This window comes from Nocardia sp. NPDC056541 (genome assembly GCF_042794235.1).
Classification (GTDB): Bacteria; Actinomycetota; Actinomycetes; order Mycobacteriales; family Mycobacteriaceae; genus Nocardia.
Genome location: NZ_JBHTUD010000002.1, coordinates 346,036 through 359,420 on the forward strand (window position 1 = coordinate 346,036; position 13,385 = coordinate 359,420).

Annotated in this window: 13 protein-coding genes; 9 read left to right on the forward strand and 4 right to left on the reverse strand. The window is 67.6% G+C overall.

Annotated features, from left to right (window positions below; translation table 11 throughout):
- Positions 1-1,095 carry a Holliday junction branch migration DNA helicase RuvB gene (gene ruvB / locus ACFQ9R_RS04530; protein WP_378988973.1) on the forward strand — a complete coding sequence of 365 codons (1,095 nt, stop codon included), beginning with the start codon at positions 1-3 and terminating at the stop codon, positions 1,093-1,095.
- A 54-nt stretch (positions 1,096-1,149) separates the two neighbouring features.
- Positions 1,150-1,662 (forward strand): GtrA family protein, encoded by a 513-nt coding sequence (locus tag ACFQ9R_RS04535; protein ID WP_378626902.1) that lies wholly within the window; start codon positions 1,150-1,152, stop codon positions 1,660-1,662.
- A 186-nt stretch (positions 1,663-1,848) separates the two neighbouring features.
- Here the strand turns inward: ACFQ9R_RS04535 and ACFQ9R_RS04540 are convergent, their stop codons facing one another.
- Both ACFQ9R_RS04540 and ACFQ9R_RS04545 read right to left on the reverse strand, forming a co-directional pair.
- A complete protein-coding gene (locus ACFQ9R_RS04540; RefSeq protein ID WP_378626903.1) occupies positions 1,849-2,427 on the reverse strand; it encodes a DivIVA domain-containing protein in 579 nt (192 codons plus the stop codon).
- 36 nt (positions 2,428-2,463) lie between these two features.
- The gene (locus ACFQ9R_RS04545; RefSeq protein ID WP_378988974.1) at positions 2,464-3,093 is read right to left on the reverse strand and encodes a TetR/AcrR family transcriptional regulator; all 630 of its coding nucleotides are present in this window, start codon (positions 3,091-3,093) and stop codon (positions 2,464-2,466) included.
- Positions 3,094-3,175: 82 nt separating this feature from the next.
- On the opposite strand from ACFQ9R_RS04545, the gene ACFQ9R_RS04550 reads away from it, so the two are divergent.
- The 6 genes from ACFQ9R_RS04550 (at position 3,176) to ACFQ9R_RS04575 (ending at position 10,455) form a co-directional block, all read left to right on the forward strand.
- The gene (locus ACFQ9R_RS04550) at positions 3,176-4,666 is read left to right on the forward strand and encodes a flavin-containing monooxygenase (RefSeq protein WP_378988975.1); all 1,491 of its coding nucleotides are present in this window, start codon (positions 3,176-3,178) and stop codon (positions 4,664-4,666) included.
- Positions 4,667-4,809: 143 nt separating this feature from the next.
- On the forward strand, positions 4,810-5,151 hold the full coding sequence (gene yajC / locus ACFQ9R_RS04555) for a preprotein translocase subunit YajC (RefSeq protein ID WP_378988976.1): 342 nt from the start codon (positions 4,810-4,812) through the stop codon (positions 5,149-5,151).
- A gap of 97 nt (positions 5,152-5,248) precedes the next feature.
- Positions 5,249-6,946 (forward strand): protein translocase subunit SecD, encoded by a 1,698-nt coding sequence (gene secD, locus ACFQ9R_RS04560; protein ID WP_378988977.1) that lies wholly within the window; start codon positions 5,249-5,251, stop codon positions 6,944-6,946.
- Positions 6,943-8,121 carry a protein translocase subunit SecF gene (secF, locus tag ACFQ9R_RS04565; protein WP_378988978.1) on the forward strand — a complete coding sequence of 393 codons (1,179 nt, stop codon included), beginning with the start codon at positions 6,943-6,945 and terminating at the stop codon, positions 8,119-8,121. The genes secD and secF overlap by 4 nt, the downstream gene beginning before the upstream one ends.
- Before the next feature lie 25 nt (positions 8,122-8,146).
- Positions 8,147-9,859 carry an ABC transporter substrate-binding protein gene (locus ACFQ9R_RS04570; RefSeq protein ID WP_378988979.1) on the forward strand — a complete coding sequence of 571 codons (1,713 nt, stop codon included), beginning with the start codon at positions 8,147-8,149 and terminating at the stop codon, positions 9,857-9,859.
- A 23-nt stretch (positions 9,860-9,882) separates the two neighbouring features.
- Positions 9,883-10,455, forward strand: coding sequence for an adenine phosphoribosyltransferase (locus ACFQ9R_RS04575; RefSeq protein WP_378626917.1), 573 nt, complete (start codon positions 9,883-9,885; stop codon positions 10,453-10,455).
- Position 10,456: 1 nt separating this feature from the next.
- Here ACFQ9R_RS04575 and ACFQ9R_RS04580 read toward each other — a convergent pair whose 3' ends face one another.
- Positions 10,457-11,065 carry a GNAT family N-acetyltransferase gene (locus tag ACFQ9R_RS04580; RefSeq protein ID WP_378988980.1) on the reverse strand — a complete coding sequence of 203 codons (609 nt, stop codon included), beginning with the start codon at positions 11,063-11,065 and terminating at the stop codon, positions 10,457-10,459.
- Positions 11,066-11,298: 233 nt separating this feature from the next.
- Between ACFQ9R_RS04580 and ACFQ9R_RS04585 the strand changes: the two genes are divergently transcribed.
- Positions 11,299-12,969, forward strand: a complete 1,671-nt coding sequence (locus ACFQ9R_RS04585) for an ABC-F family ATP-binding cassette domain-containing protein (RefSeq protein WP_378988981.1) — start codon at positions 11,299-11,301, stop codon at positions 12,967-12,969.
- Here the strand turns inward: ACFQ9R_RS04585 and ACFQ9R_RS04590 are convergent.
- Positions 12,887-13,330 (reverse strand): nuclear transport factor 2 family protein, encoded by a 444-nt coding sequence (locus ACFQ9R_RS04590; RefSeq protein WP_378988982.1) that lies wholly within the window; start codon positions 13,328-13,330, stop codon positions 12,887-12,889. The two genes, ACFQ9R_RS04585 and ACFQ9R_RS04590, sit on opposite strands and share 83 nt — an antisense overlap.
- Positions 13,331-13,385 lie beyond the last annotated feature (55 nt).

Sequence of the window (13,385 nt, forward strand, 5' to 3'; positions counted from 1 at the left end):
GTGGACGAAGACTTCGACACCTTCGCCGAGGCCGACGAATCCGATCTCACCGCCCGGTATCTCAGCACCGACGGCGAAGCCGAGACCGGCCTGCGTCCCACCTCGCTCGACGAGTTCATCGGCCAGCCCCGCGTGCGCGAACAGCTGGCACTGGTCCTGCGTGGCGCGCGTCAGCGCGGCGCCACCCCCGACCATGTCCTGCTGTCGGGACCGCCCGGCCTCGGCAAGACCAGCATGGCGATGATCATCGCCGGCGAACTCGGCACCGCCCTGCGCATCACCTCGGGACCCGCGCTGGAACGCGCGGGCGATCTCGCCGCCATGCTCTCCAACCTGGTCGAGGGCGATGTCCTGTTCATCGACGAGATCCACCGCATGGCCCGCCCGGCCGAGGAGATGCTGTACCTGGCGATGGAGGACTTCCGCGTCGACGTGGTCGTCGGCAAAGGCCCCGGCGCGACCTCGATCCCGCTCGACATCGCCCCGTTCACCCTGGTCGGCGCCACCACCCGCTCGGGCGCGCTCACGGGTCCGCTGCGTGATCGCTTCGGTTTCACCGGGCACATGGACTTCTACGACCCCGCCGAACTGTTGCAGATCCTCACCCGCTCGGCCCGGATTCTCGGAGTGCAGATCGACCACGACGCCGCCGCCGAGGTCGCCGGGCGCTCGCGGGGCACGCCGCGTATCGCCAACCGGCTGCTGCGCCGGGTGCGCGACTACGCCGAGGTCAGGGCGGACGGCATCATCACCCACCCCATCGCGATGGCGGCGCTCGAGGTCTACGACGTCGACGCGCTCGGCCTCGACCGGCTCGACCGCGCCGTCCTCGGTGCGCTCGTGCGTGGATTCGGTGGGGGACCGGTGGGTGTATCGACCCTGGCCGTCGCCGTCGGCGAGGAAGCGGCCACCGTGGAAGAGGTCTGCGAACCCTTCCTGGTCCGCGCCGGGCTCGTCGCCCGCACACCCCGCGGCCGGGTGGCGACCGCGGGGGCCTGGGAACATCTCGGCCTGGTGCCGCCGCCCGACCTGGTCATCGGCGCCATCGAAGTGCGTGGTCGCGAACCGCAACCGAGCGCTGACCGCTTCGACTGAGCTAGCGCGCCTCCGGGCGGGCACGGCGCCGCAACGTCGTCTACTGTCGATTCGGTGGCAGTCCTAGAGGTGGTGCAACGACTCCCCGAGCCGTTGCGTTCCCTGCTCTTGAAGCATCGGGAACTTCTGAAATTCGCCGTGGTCGGTGCGATCACCTGGTTCATCGACACGGGCGTTGTGTACGCGGTGAAACTGACGGTGCTCGGCGACAAGCCGCTCACCGCACGCCTGCTCGGGGCGCTGATCGCGACCATCGCCTCCTATATCCTCAACCGCGAGTGGTCGTTCAACGCACGCGGCGGGCGCCAGCGCAGTCACGAAGCGGCCCTGTTCTTCGCGGTCAGCGCCTTGGGCATCGTGGTCACCATGATCCCGCAGGCGCTGTCGCTCTACGCGCTGAATTTGCGTGTGCCGCACGTGGATCCGACGGTGCAGATGGTCGCCAACTTCATCTCGGGACAGATCCTCGGCGTCCTGCTGGCCATGGCGTTCCGCTTCTGGGCCTTCCGCCGCTACGTCTTCCCCGACGACCTGCGAGAAGCCGAACTCCACAGCATCCAGGGATAACGCAACCGGCGGCAATCCTTACCGCTCATGCCAGGCCGAGAACCCCGCGGCGCCAGCCGCCAAAATTACTGTTGGTTCTCGGCCGCCTCGATCTGGACTGAGTGGAGGGTGCGACGAAGGAGTGCCCGGAGGGAGGGAAGATCGAGGCCTTCGGGCCGAGAACCCCCGCGGCGCCAGCCGCCATAATTATTGACGGCGCTCGGGGTGTTCCAGTGCGGTGATCACCAGGTCGATGAAGGCGTCGACTTCTTCGCGGGCGTAGCCGCGGGTACCGAGGCGGGTGTCGGTGAAGCGGACGCCGCGCACATCGGCGGTGGTGAGGCTGCCGGGGCCGTTGTGGGCCAGGGTCGCCGCGACCAGGTCGAGGAAGGCGTCGACCTCTTCCTCGTGGTAGCCGCGCCTGCCGACGGCGGACTGGGTGAACCGCATGCGGTGCACATCGTCGGGAGTGAGCATCTCGGCGACATCGTCGCCCGCGCGCGCCGCTGGAACGGGGGCGCCGCCCTTCTGGCGATGTTCGAGCTCGGTCCGCACCCGGTCGAGGAAGTCGTCGACCTGATCGGCCTGATATCCGCGACCGCCGAAGCGCGGTGCGCCGAAGTGCACGTGACGGATGTCGTCGGCGGTGAGCGCGCCCTGCCCGTCGAGGGTGGCCGACACCCGTTCCAGGAAGGCGTCGACCTCGTCTGCGTGGTAGCCGCGGTGCCCCAGGGTCGGCATGGCGAAGTGGGTGCGGCTCACATCGTCGGGCGTCACAGCGGTCATTGTCTCAGGATTGCCCTTCTATCCCACGGCTTTTCGTTATCGGGCAGCGGCGCGCACGCCATCGATGAACAGCCGCCGCACGGCGTGACTGTACACCGACATCGATGCCGGATCAGGGGTTCGCATCCCCGCCACCAGCCCGGCGACGATCATGCCGAGTGCCGCCTTGGCGGTATTGGCGGTATCGATATCGGCGCGCAGGTAGCCGACGCGCACACCGTGATCGAGGTAGCGCGCCATGAGGATCTCGGTGGCGTCGACGAGGCCGTACACCCGGTCGGTGAGCTCGTCGTCGATGCCGGTGGCGTGGAACAGCAACAGGTGCGCGGTGCGCGGATCGTCGAGCAGGACGCGGTTGAGTGAATCGCTGAGCCGGTCGATCAGTGCGGCGTATTCCTCGATGGTGGCGGCGCTTTCGGGCTCCATGTCGTTGTCGAGCGTGCCGAAGATGCGCCCGCTCACCTCGTCGATGACATGGTCGATGATGTCGCGCTTGTTCGCGAAGTAGCGGTAGAAGGTGCCGTGTCCGATGCCCAGACGCGTGGCGATATCGGCGATTCCGGTGGCGTGATAGCCCTTCTCGGCGAAGCAGTCGAACGCGGTATCGATGATCTCCCTGCGCAATTCGGCTTTGCGCTGGTCGATTCGCGAGGGTGGCTTCGTCACATTGACGATGTTACATTCGATGTAATCAGAATGACGTGTCATTCTGAGACTGGAGCATTCTCTCTCAGTGTGGAGGTTCGGCGTGGTACCTCAGTTCGACGCGGTCGTGGTCGGAGCGGGTTTCGGTGGCATCGGTGCCGGTATCGAGCTCGACCGGCTCGGGTTGCGCGATTTCGTCATCCTGGAACGGGAGGACGACCTGGGCGGCACCTGGCATGTGAACAGGTATCCGGGTCTGGCGGTCGACATCGCCTCGGTGACCTATTCCTATTCCTTCGAGCCGAATCCGCGCTGGACCCGCTTGTTCGCGCCCGGCGCCGAGCTGAAGAAATACGCCGAGCACGTGGCCGACAAATACGATCTGCGCAGGCGGATGCGGTTCGGCACCGTCGTCGACGGTGCGCGCTGGGACGCGGAGCACCAGCAGTGGGTGGTGACGATCGCCGGCGGTGAGACGCTGACCGCGCGCTATCTGCTCGCGGCGACAGGGTTCCTGTCCCAGCCCTACACGCCGCCGTTCCCCGGCATCGAGTCCTTCGCGGGCAAGATCATCCACACCACCGACTGGGACGCCGATTACGACCTGACCGGTCGCAAGGCCGCCATCATCGGCACCGGCGCCACCGCGGTGCAGCTGGTGCCCGAGGTCGCGAAGAAGGTCGACGAGCTGACCGTGTTCCAGCGGACCCCGATCTGGGTGGTGCCCAAGGTCGACGCGCCGATTCCGGGGGTGGTGCGGGAACTGTTCGACAAGGTCCCGCTCACGCAGAAGGCGGCTCGGCTCGTCAACACCGGCATGCTCGAGGCGCTGATGGTCGTCGGCGTGCTGCACTACAAGCAGGCCAAACCGCTGAACCGGGCGGCCGCTGCGCTGGCCAAGGCGCACCTGTTCGCGCAGGTGCGTGATCCCGGGACCCGGGAGAAGCTCACCCCGCACTACGACTTCGGCTGCAAGCGCCCGACGTTCTCCAACACCTACTTCAAGACGTTCAACCAACCGCACGTGCGGCTGGAGACGAACTCGATCGACCATGTGGAACCCGACGGCATCGTCACCGCCGACGGCCACAAAACCGAGATCGACACCTTGCTGCTGGCCACCGGCTTCAACCTCTGGGACGTGAACTTCCCGGCCATCGAGATCATCGGCCGCGACGGTGTGAACCTCGGAAAATTCTGGCGCGACAACCGTTTTCAGGCCTATGAGGGCATCACCGTGCCCAAGTTCCCCAACTTCCTGAGTCTCAACAGTCCCTACTCCTACAGCGGGCTGTCGTACTTCACCACCATCGAAGCCCAGATGAAGCACATGGGCAGGTTGTTCGCCGAGCTGTTCCGTCGTGGCGAGCAGACCTTCGAGGTCACCGAAGAAGCCAACGCGGAATTCCTCGACCGGATGACCGACAAGCTGGGTTCCTCGGTCTTCTACGGCGGTGACTGTTCATCCGCGCGCAGCTACTACTTCAACCAGCACGGGGAAGCGGCACTGCTGCGCCCGACCAGCACCGCCGCCGCGCACCGCGAGGCCGTCACCTTCCCCCTCGACGATTACACCTACGGCAGCATCGCCTGAACACTCTCGGCCCCGGTTCGCGCACCCGCGGACCGGGGCTGTTTCACGCGCGCGTCGGTGTCCGGTGTGTCGCCGCGGCGGGGAACTGGCAGACTGTCAGGCGTACTTGCACGTCCACCACTGACTAGGGACTGACTTCGACGATGGACTTCCTGTTTCCGCTGCTGATCCTGGCCCTGCTCGTGCCGATGTTCTTCGGTATCCGCAAACAGAAGCGGGAGGCCGAGAAGGTCTCGACGATGCAGGAGGCCTTGAAGGTCGGTGACGCTGTCGTCACCACCTCGGGTCTGTACGGCACCGTCGTCGACCTCGACGAGAACACCGTCGACCTGGAGATCGCCGAAGACGTGGTCACCACGTGGCTGCGCCAGGCGATCCGCGAGGTGCGCGCCGACGAGCAGACGGTCGAGGAGACCCCCGAGGTCACCGACGCCCCCGTCGAGGAAGTCGTGGAACAGACCGAGACCCGGCTGACCAAGGACTGACCAGTCCCTTTTCCCGCCCGGGCGCACTGGCGTTGCGGGCCGGGCACCGTTGTGCCCACCGATCCAGCCTCGACTTCCGCCTAGGAGATGACCTGCTGTGCCACCTTCCCAAGGATCGGCGCATCCGTTCCGGCTGCTCGGCGTCTACGCCGCGCTGCTGGCCGTGATCTACGCGCTGGTGTTCTTCACCGGTGACCATTCCCCGTCGGCCAAGCTCGGCATCGACCTGCAGGGCGGTACCCGCGTCACGTTGACCGCGCGGACCCCCGACGGCAACAAGCCGAGCCAGGACAGCCTGAAGAAGGCGCAGGAGATCATCGAGAGCCGCGTCAACGGTCTCGGCGTCTCCGGCTCCGAGGTGGTCATCGACGGTGACAACCTGGTCATCACGGTGCCCGGTGAGGACAGCCAGCAGGCACGCGCGCTGGCCACCACCGCCAAGCTCTACATCCGCCCGGTGCTGTTCGCGACCGAGCCGCAGGCAGGCGACGCGGCTCCGCCCGCGACCGGCACCGCGCCACCGGGTGGCACCGCGCCCCCGGCGGCCACGGAGACGCCGGCGCCCGTGCCAGGCGAGTCGACCCCGCCCGCCGAGGGCGCGACGACCCCGGCGCCGCAGTCGCGGGTGTTCCCCGCGCAGGCACCGCCGACGCCGACGCCGCCGCCCGGTGGGCTCACCACCCAGCAGCAGCAGGCCAAGGAGATCGCCGACGCCAAGGCACTGCGTCAGAGCACCGATCAGCAGGTTCAGCAGGTCGCCGTGGCGGCGATGGACTGCACCAAGCCCGACCCGCTGACCGGTAACGACGACCCGGCCCTTCCCCTGGTCACCTGCTCGCAGGACGGCACCGAGGTGTTCCTGCTCGGCCCGAGCCGCATCGACGGCCAGGAGATCGCCGACGCGACCTCCGGCCTGAACTCCCAGCAGGCCCGGCACGAGGTGAACCTCGAGTTCAAGTCCTCCGGTGCCGACGCCTGGTCGAAGCTGACCGGTGAGTACGTCAACAAGCGGGTCGCGTTCGTGCTCGACTCGAAGGTCGTGAGCGCGCCGCAGGTGCAGCAGGGCCCGCAGCTGGGTGGTCGTACCTCGATCTCGGGCAGCTTCACCGCCGACAGCGCGGCCGAGCTGGCCAACACGCTGAAGTACGGTTCGCTGCCGCTGTCGTTCCAGACCTCCGAAGCGGAGACGGTCTCGGCGACGCTGGGTCTGTCCTCGCTGAAGGCGGGTCTGCTGGCCGGCGCCGTCGGCCTGATCGCGGTGCTGCTGTACTGCCTGCTCGTGTACCGGATGCTCGGCCTGCTGGCCGGGTTCTCGCTGATCGCGGCCGGTGTCGCGGTCTACGGCATCATCGTGCTGCTCGGGCGGTGGATCGGGTTCACCCTCGACCTCGCGGGTATCGCCGGTCTGATCATCGGTATCGGTTTGACGGCCGACTCGTTCGTGGTGTTCTTCGAACGCATCAAGGACGAGATGCGCGAAGGCCGCAGCTTCCGCTCGGCGGTGCCGCGCGGTTGGCAGCGAGCCCAGCGCACCAACCTGTCCGGTAAGACGGTCAGCTTGATCGCCTCGGTCGTGCTGTACCTGCTCGCCGCCGGTCAGGTGAAGGGCTTCGCCTTCACCCTCGGTGTCACCACAGTGCTCGACGTGATCGTGCTGTACCTGGTCACCGCACCGCTGCTGATGCTCGCCTCGCGATCGCCGTTCTGGGCCAAGCCGTCGGTGAACGGACTCGGCTCGGTTCAGCAGATCGCCAGGGAACGCGGCCAGGCCAGGTCGAAGGAGATGTCACGATGAGCAACGACAAACCCACCGAGGAATCGGTGAACCTGGACTCCTACGAGCCCACGCAGGGCCCCAAGCACGGGTTCTTCGAACGTCTCTACACCGGCACCGGCGGCTTCCCCATCGTCAGCAGGCGCAAGTTCTTCTACGCGCTGTCGGCGGTGCTGCTGCTGATCTCGCTGCTCAGCATCGGGGTGCGCGGTTTCACGCTCGGTATCGACTTCGAGGGCGGCTCGCGTATCCAGATCCCCGCGGCCGAGGGCGTCACCACCCAGGAGGTGGAAGACGTCTACTCGCAGGCGCTCGGCCACGGACCGGTATCGGTGCAGAAGGTCGGCTCCGGGGACGCGGCCACCATCCAGGTGCGTTCGGAAACGCTAGACCTGGAACAGATCGACCAGCTCCAGACCGCGCTCTACGACGAATTCCAGCCCAAGGACTCGTCCGGGCAGGTGAGCCGCAACGCCATCAGCATCGCCGAGATCAGCGAAACCTGGGGCGGGCAGATCACCCAGAAGGCGCTGATCGCGCTGGCGGTGTTCGTGCTGTTGACGATGGTCTACATCGCCATCCGTTTCGAGCGGGACATGTCCGTCGCGGCGATCGTGTCGCTGTTCTTCAACCTGTTCGTGACGGCGGGTATCTACTCGCTGGTCGGGTTCGAGGTGACACCGGCCGCGGTGATCGGTCTGCTCACGATTCTGGGCTACGTGCTCTACGACAACGTGGTGGTCTTCGACAAGGTCGAGGAGAACACCCGTGGCGTGCTGCACCTGAACAAACGTACCTACGCCGAACAGGCCAACCTGGCCGCCAACCAGACGCTGATGCGCTCGATCAGCACCACCGTGATCGGCATCCTGCCGATCATCGGCATGTTGGTGATCGCGGTGTGGTTGCTCGGGGTCGGCACGCTCAAGGACCTCGCGCTGGTGCAGCTGGTCGGCATGATCGTCGGCGCCTACTCCTCGATCTTCCTCGCCGTGCCGGTGCTGGTCTCGATCAAGGAACGCTGGGGTCCGGTGGCCGCGCACACCAAGAAGGTCCTGGACAAGCGCGCCGGTGTCGGTGCGGGCGCTCGGGTTCCGGTGGGCGCGACGGCTGCCCGTGGCGCGCGACCGACCGGCAGCGGTGCGCCGCGGCCGGGGTCGCGTCCGAGTGGGAAGCGGCAGCAGAGAAGGCACTGACGACCGACTAGCAGGGGGTCTCATCATGCGACGCAGCACGATTCGACTGATCACCGTGCTCGCCACGGCGGCTGTGACCACCTCCGTGGTGGCCGGGTGCTCGACCAAGAACCAGGTGCCCTCCATCGGGTACGCGGTCGACGCCGCGGTCGCCAGCTACAACGGCGCGAGCACGCTCGGCGCGAGCAGCGGCGCCGCGGCGGTGTTCGGCCGGGTGCTGACCGGGTTCTTCTACACCGGACCCGACGGTCAGCAGGTGGCCGACACCGACGTCGGCACAGCCAAGGAAGTGCCGGGCGAGACGCAGACGGTGCAGTACCGGCTCAACCCGGACGGGGTGTACTCCGACGGGGTGAAGACGTCCTGCGACGATCTGGTGCTGGCGTGGTCGGCGCGCTCGGGCAAGTTCACCCGCCCCGGCGACCGTGGGCCCGTCTCGTTGTTCGACGCCGCGAGCACCGTGGGCTACGACGAGATCGAACGGATCGACTGTCAGCCCGGGTCCAAGGACGCCACCGTGGTGTTCCGGCCGGGCAAGCACTACCTGCCGTGGCGGACGCTGTTCACCGCGGCCGAGGTGATGCCCGCCCATGTGGTGGCGCAGGCGGTGGGTGTGCCGAACGTGGTGAACGCCCTGCAGACCGGCGACGGTGCGGTGATCGGCCGGATCGCCGACTTCTGGAACACCGGCTGGACCGTGAAGGCCGGGGGGCTCGACCTGACGAAGTTCCCGTCGTCGGGGCCGTATCGGATCGAATCCTTCAGTGCGAAGGACGGTCTGGTGCTGGTCGCCAATGAGAAGTGGTGGGGTGACGCGCCCGAGACGAAGCGGATCGTGGTGTGGCCCAAGGGCACCGACTTCGCCGCCAAGGCGAAGGAGAACGCGCTCGGGGTCGTCGATCTCGGGGCCGGGTCGGTCGCGGATCTGAAGCTCGACGGTTTCGACGAGCGGACGGTGGCGAGCCGTAGCGCCGAGCAACTCGTGCTCGCCACCGGTGGGGTGTTCTCACGGGTGGAGGTGCGCCGGGCGTTCGCACAGTGTGTGCCGCGCCAGGCACTGTTCGACACGCTGGGTAAAGCGGGTGAGCCCGCGCCGCACGGCCTCGGCGCGGGAGTGCTGAACGCCCATGTGGTACAGCAGGATTCGCTGTACTACCCCGCAGTGACCGGAGGTGCCGACCGGTATCGCGGCGCCGACATCCCCGCGGCCACCGCGACGTTGGCGTCCTCCGGCACGGCGCAGCCGACGGTGCGGATCGGGTATCAGGGTCCCGATGCCCGCCGTGCGCAGACCGTGGCGATGATCGCCGAGACCTGCCGCGGCGCGGGCATCACCGTGGTCGACGCGGGTTCGCCCGACTTCACCCCGGTGAAGCTCCCCGAGGGCGCGGTCGACGCGGTCCTCGGCGGAACCGGCGCGGTGCCGGGGCCCGCGGGATCGAGCGAGGGCGCTGCCGCGTTCGCCGCGTTGCGGGCAGGTAGCGGCCTCGATTTCGGTGGCTTCGCTAACGGTCGCTACGATGCGATCACCGATCAGCTTGCGGGCGAAGCCAACTCGACCGCGACGCTGAACCTGCTGACCGAGGCCGAGAACCTGCTGTGGGCGCAGCTACCGAGCATTCCGTTGTTCGCGACGCCGCGCATCATCGCGTTCGGTAACGGGATGCAGAACGGGATCGCCGGGCCGACACAGGCCGGTACCGGCTGGAACATGGATCGCTGGGTGTTGCAGCGATGAGCGCACGTGATGAAAGAGGGTTGATGAGCAAGCACGCGGTGGTCGAGTCCGACGATCAGGCCAGTGAGCGCACCGCCGAGGCGGCCGCCGCGGTCACCCGGCTGACCCGCTGGCACGACGACTTCCCCACGCCGGGTGTGCGTTTCGCCGATCTCACTCCCGTGTTCGCCGACGCCGTCGGCTTCCGCGCGGTCATCGACTGCTTCGCCGCCATCGCCCCCGACGCCGACCTCGTGGCAGGCGTCGACGCGCGTGGCTTCCTGCTCGGAGCGGGCGTCGCCGCGACGCTCGGCACCGGCGTGCTCGCCATCCGCAAGGGCGGCAAGCTCCCGCCGCCGGTCGTCTCACGCGAGTACAAGCTCGAATACGGTTCCGCCGCACTGGAAATCCCCGCCGACGGCGTGGACCTCGAGGGTAAGCGGATTCTGTTGCTCGACGACGTCCTCGCCACCGGCGGCACTCTCGCCGCCGCGGCCGCCCTGTTCAAGGAGGTCGGCGCCGAGGTGGTGGCCGCCGCCGTGGTGATGGAACTCGAGTTCCTGAAGGGCCGCGAGCACCAGGGTGACTACCCGGTGAGCTCGATCGTCAAGATCTGACTCAGCGCGCTGCCCGCAGCATCGGCCACAGCATCGGGCCGCCCGGCACCTGCAATTCGCCGGTCACGACGAAGCCGAAGCGTTCGTAGTACGGGACGTTGACCGGGTTGCTCGATTCCAGATAGGCGACACCGTGCTCGGCGTCGACGCGGTCGAGCCGGCTGTGGAGCAGGGCGCTCCCGTAACCTCCGCCTCGGACATCGGGGGCGGAGCCGAGCATCGCCAGATACCAGTGTGGTTCGGTCGGATGGTTCTTCTTCAGCAGGTCACCCACCTGTTTGCCGGCCAGGGTGCGGCGGCCGAACGCGCGCCAGATACCGGGCAGCGTGCGAAGTTCGGTCAGGGGTGACGGGTTCTGACGGTGCGGTGGGGTCCACAGGGCCACGCCGCCCACCGTGTCGTCGGGGCGCAGCGCGAGGTCGGAGGCGTCCGCCGGTAGGAAGAGGTGGCGCGCCATCGTGGCGAAGAACCGGGGCAGGCCGGCGGCTCGCCGATCCGGATCCGGCAGGATCCAGCTCATCACCGGGTCGTGCTGGAACGCCGCGGCCAGCGTCTCGGCCACCGCGCCGACATCGTGCCGGGCCGCCTTGCGCACCACAATCGTCGCCATCGCACTCCTTCGATCCGGGTTCGCCCACGAGATGGCGACTCGCGTCCAGGCTAGCTTTTCCATGACGGGCCTCACAGGAGGAGAAAAGGGGTGGCGCGTCGGGGTAGCTCGGTGTTATCAATGAAGGGTCTTGTTCCCGGCGATCGGAGCCACGCGTTGATTTCTTGAGGTAGCGCTCTCGGACGGTCCGCATTCTGCGCACCGTGTTTCCGTCGCACCTCCAGGGGATCCGCATGACCTCTCTTTCCTTGTCCGATCTCACCTTTCACTGGCCGGATGGCACCGCTGTCTTCGACGGGCTCGATGCTGTCGTCGGCCCCGGTCAGATCGGTCTCGTCGGCAGCAACGGGGCCGGCAAATCGACGCTGTTGCGGCTGGTCGCCGGTGAACTGAAGCCGGTGCGTGGGTCGATCTCCGTGCCGGGCAGTCTCGGCTATCTCCGGCAGGACCTGGGCATGCAGACCGGTCAGCGGGTGGACGCGGTGCTCGGTATCGCCGAGGTACGCGGCGCGCTGCACCGCATCGAGAGCGGCGCCGGCGAGCCCGCCGACTTCGACACGGTCGGCATGTCCTGGCAGATCGAGGACGAGGCTGTCGCACTGCTCGGCAAGCTCGGTCTCGACTACGTCGCCACCTCGGTCGACGACCTCGACCGCACCCTGGACACCCTCTCCGGTGGCGAAACCGTGCTGCTCGGCCTGGTCGCCGAACTACTGCGCGAACCCGACGTGCTGCTGCTCGACGAACCGACCAACAACCTCGACGCGGTCGCCCGCGGGCGGCTCTACGAGGTGATCCGGCAGTTCGCGGGCACCGTGATCGTGGTCAGCCACGATCGCGAACTGCTCGATCGGATGGACGGCATCGCCGAACTGCGCGCGGGCGAAATCCGCTCCTTCGGTGGTGGTTTCAGTGACTACGAGCGGATCATCGCGGCCGAGCAGGAAACGGCGCGCGCCGCCGTTCGCGATGCGCGCAGCGATGTGCGCAAGCAGGCGCGCGAACTCGTCGACGCCCGAACGAAACTGGACCGGCGGGCGCGCTTCGCACAGAAGATGCAGGACAACAAGCGGGTACCGAAAATCGTCGCGGGACTGCGCAAGAACGCCGCGGAGGTATCGGCGGGCAAACTGCGCAACTCCCATATCGACAAACTCGACTCTGCCCGCGAAACCCTTGATCAGGCCGAGGAATTGGTGCGCGCGGACCGGGAGATCCGCGTCGAGCTCCCCGGCACCCGGCTGTATCCGGGACAGGATGTGCTCGACCTACAGCAGGTCGAGCTGGCCAACGGTCCGGTGGTCGACCTGCGCGTGAGCGGACCGGAGCGGATCGCGGTGACCGGCCGCAACGGCGCGGGCAAAACCACCCTGCTGCGTCGGATCGTCGCCGAGGGACCGAAGGTTTCGTGGCGGTTGTTGCCGCAGCGACTCGATGTCTTCGACGAAACGCGAACGGTGTTCGAGAATGTCGCCGCCGCGGCACCGCACGCGACACCGGAACAGATCCGCGGTCAGCTCGCGCGCTTCCTGTTCCGCGGCGCCGACGCCGACATCGCGGCCGCCGCCCTCTCGGGCGGTGAACGACTGCGCGCCGCCCTGGCCACCCTGCTGCTCGCCGAACCGGCTCCCCGGCTGCTGATGCTCGATGAGCCCACCAACAACCTCGACCTGCCCAGCCTGGCTCATCTGACCCAGGCACTGGCGAGTTTCGAGGGTGCGCTGATCGTGGTGAGCCACGACGAACGCTTCCTCGACGACATCGGGGTCACCCGCAGGCTCGAGCTCACCCCGGACGGCCTGGCCGAAGACGGTCCGGTGGCTACCGCCCAGAACTCGCGGCCCGGCGCACCGCTCCCGGATACCGGAGCAGATTCGGGCCCAACCACACCGCCACGGCGGTGAGCGCGAGCCAGGGGCGCAAGTGTGGGCGCATGCGCCGGATGCGGCCGTCGGAATCGAGGTCGAGCACCATCGCCTCGGTCATCCGGAAAGGCCCGAACCTGGCTTCGCCCAACAGGACTCGGGTGTCGCCGGTGCCGAGTGTGTCGGTCCATCGCAGATCGCTGACCGCGCGATAGACGAGGGTGAGCAACGGGGCGAGGTCGGTTCGGCCACGGAAGACGAGCCGCCCCGACACCGGTGAGATGAGCTCGGCATCGTCGGTCAAGGTGTCGAGCAGGGCGGGCATGTCGTTGTCGGTGGTCGCGCGCCGGAATCGGGCGACCGAATCGGTGGACACCGGATCGGCAAGGGCGTCGGGCATGGGAAATACACCTTCCTCTGTGGCGAATCCTTCAGGTGCCTACCGACCGTAACCA

What these genes read in the sequence shown, in the direction of transcription:
- ACFQ9R_RS04580 (WP_378988980.1), bottom strand. Translation starts at nt 11,065, where the DNA reads ATGGCGACGATTGTGGTGCGCAAGGCGGCCCGGCACGATGTCGGCGCG.
- ACFQ9R_RS04585 (WP_378988981.1), top strand. Translation starts at nt 11,299, where the DNA reads ATGACCTCTCTTTCCTTGTCCGATCTCACCTTTCACTGGCCGGATGGC.
- secF (WP_378988978.1), top strand. Translation starts at nt 6,943, where the DNA reads ATGAGCAACGACAAACCCACCGAGGAATCGGTGAACCTGGACTCCTAC.
- ACFQ9R_RS04540 (WP_378626903.1), bottom strand. Translation starts at nt 2,427, where the DNA reads ATGACCGCTGTGACGCCCGACGATGTGAGCCGCACCCACTTCGCCATG.
- ACFQ9R_RS04570 (WP_378988979.1), top strand. Translation starts at nt 8,147, where the DNA reads ATGCGACGCAGCACGATTCGACTGATCACCGTGCTCGCCACGGCGGCT.
- yajC (WP_378988976.1), top strand. Translation starts at nt 4,810, where the DNA reads ATGGACTTCCTGTTTCCGCTGCTGATCCTGGCCCTGCTCGTGCCGATG.
- ACFQ9R_RS04590 (WP_378988982.1), bottom strand. Translation starts at nt 13,330, where the DNA reads ATGCCCGACGCCCTTGCCGATCCGGTGTCCACCGATTCGGTCGCCCGA.
- ACFQ9R_RS04575 (WP_378626917.1), top strand. Translation starts at nt 9,883, where the DNA reads ATGAGCAAGCACGCGGTGGTCGAGTCCGACGATCAGGCCAGTGAGCGC.